The sequence below is a fragment of the Streptomyces sp. NPDC001816 genome (assembly GCF_042892235.1).
Lineage (GTDB): Bacteria > Actinomycetota > Actinomycetes > Streptomycetales > Streptomycetaceae > Streptomyces.
In genome coordinates, this window is the sequence record NZ_JBIATY010000033.1 from 1 (window position 1) to 3,033 (window position 3,033).

Sequence of the window (3,033 nt, forward strand, 5' to 3'; positions counted from 1 at the left end):
CTGCTCCGTTACCTCAACCCCAAGACCGTGCCCGAGCTCGCCTCCTACGGCAGTCCGCAGATCGCCTTCAACTACCTCGGCCGCATGGGCACCGGGCAGTCCGGCGACTGGGGTGTGATCCCGCAGAGCGAGGCCCTCGGCCGGGGTGCGGAGACCGGGATGCCGATGCGGCATGTGATCGAGGTCAACGCGATCACGCACGACCTGGCCGGCGGGCCGGTGTTGGAGGCCACCTGGTCCTGGGCCGGCGGTGTGCTGGCAGAGGACGACGTGCGCGAGCTGGCCGGGCTGTGGTGCGAGGCCCTGCACGGCCTGGCCACCGGCGTCGAGTCCGGCGGAGCCGGCGGCCACACCCCCTCCGATCTGACACTCGTCGACCTCACCCAGGATCAGATCGACGCTCTCGAAGACGACCTCGAACTGGACTTTTTCGAGGACTGAGTTAGGAAGCACGATGAAGAAGTCACGTATCGAGGACGTCCTGCCGCTCTCACCGCTGCAGGAGGGCTTTCTCTTCCACGCCCTGGTGGACGAGGAGGGCACTGACGTCTACACCGCCCAGCTGACATTCGACTTCGAGGGCCCGCTGGACGCCGGTGCGCTGAAGGCCGCCGGTGAGCGGCTGCTGGCCCGGCACGCCAACCTGCGCGTCGGATTCCGGCACGACGGCCTCAAGCGCCCCGTGCAGGTGGTCCTGCGCGAGGTGCCGCTGCCGTGGACCGAGGTCGACCTCTCCGGCCGGGACGAGGCCGGGCGGGAGCGCGAGGCCACCCGTATCGCCGACGAGGAGCGCGCCCGCCGGTTCAGCCTGCGGCGCCCGCCCCTGCTCCGCTTCCTGCTGATCAGGCTCGCGGAGAACCGGCACCGCTTCGTCCTGACCAACCACCACATCCTGTGGGACGGATGGTCGATGCCCGTCCTCGTCGACGAGCTGCTGAAGCTCTACGCGGCGCAGGGCGGCGACGCCGCCCTGCCGAAGGTCACCCCCTACCGGAACTACCTGGCCTGGCTCACCGCGCAGGACCGCGACGCGGCCCGCGCCGCGTGGGCCTCCGCCCTGGCCGGGCTCGAGGGCCCGACCCTCATCGCCCCCCAGGTGGCCGACCGGGCGCCCGAACTGCCCGGTCACGTGTCCGTCGAGCTGACCGACGAGCTCACCGCGCGGACCGCACGGCTGGCCCGCACCTGCTCCGCCACCATGAACACGCTGGTGCAGGCCGCGTGGGGAGTGTTGCTGTCGCGGATGACCGGCCGGGACGACGTCGTCTTCGGTGCGACGGTCTCCGGCCGCCCGCCGGAGCTGCCCGGCGTCGAGCGCATGGTGGGGCTCTTCATCAACACCCTCCCCGTCCGCATACGGCTCCGCAACGACGAGACGGTGTCCGGCCTGCTGTCCCGGCTCCAGGCCGAGCAGACGGAGCTCATGGAACACCACCACCTCGGCCTCGCCGAGGTGCAGCAGCAGGCGGGCGGACGGGACCTCTTCGACACCACGACCGTCTTCGAGTCCTACCCCCTGGACGCCGAGGCGTGGCGGTCACCCGCCGAGGAGCTGAAGCTGACGGCGGTGGACGGCGTCGACGCCACCCACTACTCGCTCACCCTCGCAGCCGTGCCCGGACCGAGGCTGACCCTGCGGCTGGGGTACCGGCGCGACGCCTTCACCGAGGCCGAGGCCCGGCAGTACCTGGACCGGGTCGTACGGTTGCTGGAAGCGATGACCGACCGCCCGGAGCGGCCGGTCGGCACCCTCAGCCTTCTCAGCCCGGACGAACGCCACCGGCTCCTCGTCGAGTGGAACGACACCGCGCGGACAGTGCCCGAGGGCACCCTGCCCGGGCTGTTCGAGGCCCGGGCGGCGCAGACGCCAGAGGCCGTCGCGGTGGTGAGCGGGGCGACCAGGCTCACCTACGCCGAGCTGAACACCCGGGCCAACCGCCTGGCGCACCTGCTGATCGATGAGGGTGTGGGACCCGAGCAGTTCGTGGCGCTGGCCCTGCCCCGGTCGGCCGACCTGGTAGTCGCCGTATTGGCCGTGCTGAAGGCCGGCGCGGCCTACCTGCCGATCGACCCCAACTACCCGGCCGAGCGCCTGGCCTACATGGTCGGCGACGCCCGGCCCGCCCGCGTCGTCACCACCGCCGGGACGGCATCGGCAGTCACGGCGGACGTCCCCCGGATCGTCCTCGACGATCATGCCGTCGTCGAGCGCCTCGCCGGGTGCCCGGCCGGCGACCCCACCGACAGGCAGAGGCGGCAGCCGCTGGACCCGGCCCACCCGGCGTACATGATCTACACCTCGGGTTCCACCGGGCGCCCCAAGGGCGTCGTCGTTCCGCACCGCAACGTGATCCGGCTGATGACGGAGACCGAGCACTGGTTCGGCTTCGGCTCCGAGGACGTGTGGACGCTGTTCCACTCCTACGCCTTCGACTTCTCGGTGTGGGAGCTGTGGGGCCCGCTGCTGTACGGCGGCCGGCTGGTCGTGGTGCCCTACGCCGTCTCCCGGTCCCCGCAGGAATTTCTGAACCTCCTGGTCCAGGAACGGGTGACTGTGCTGAACCAGACCCCCTCGGCCTTCTACCAGCTGATGCAGGCCGACCAGGAGGCCCCCGAAACGGGCACGCGGCTCGCCCTGAAGTACGTCATCTTCGGCGGGGAGGCGCTTGACCTGCGGCGCCTGGACGACTGGTACGCGCGGCACGCGGACGACGCCCCCACGCTCGTGAACATGTACGGCATCACCGAGACGACGGTCCACGTCACCTACATGGCGCTGGACCGCGAGTCGGTGCGCCGGGACCAGGGCAGCCTTATCGGCACCGGCATCCCCGACCTGAAGGCGTACGTCCTCGATGGCGCCCTGGGGTTGGTGTCGTCGGGTGTGGTGGGTGAGTTGTATGTCGCTGGTGCTGGTCTGGCTCGTGGTTATTGGGGCCGTCCGGGGTTGACGTCGGAGCGGTTTGTTGCGTGTCCGTTCGGTGGGGCGGGGGAGCGGATGTATCGCACCGGGGATCTGGTGCGGTGGAATCG

General features: G+C 70.8%; 1 protein-coding gene and 1 pseudogene. Both read left to right on the forward strand.

Annotation, left to right across the window (positions count from 1 at the left end; genetic code table 11):
- Nucleotides 1-441: pseudogene (locus ACFYZZ_RS45340) on the forward strand (peptide synthetase); the annotation flags it as partial.
- Between the two features lie 13 nt (nucleotides 442-454).
- The coding region (locus tag ACFYZZ_RS45345) for an amino acid adenylation domain-containing protein (protein ID WP_389189964.1) at nucleotides 455-3,033 on the forward strand (2,579 nt) is incomplete at its 3' end.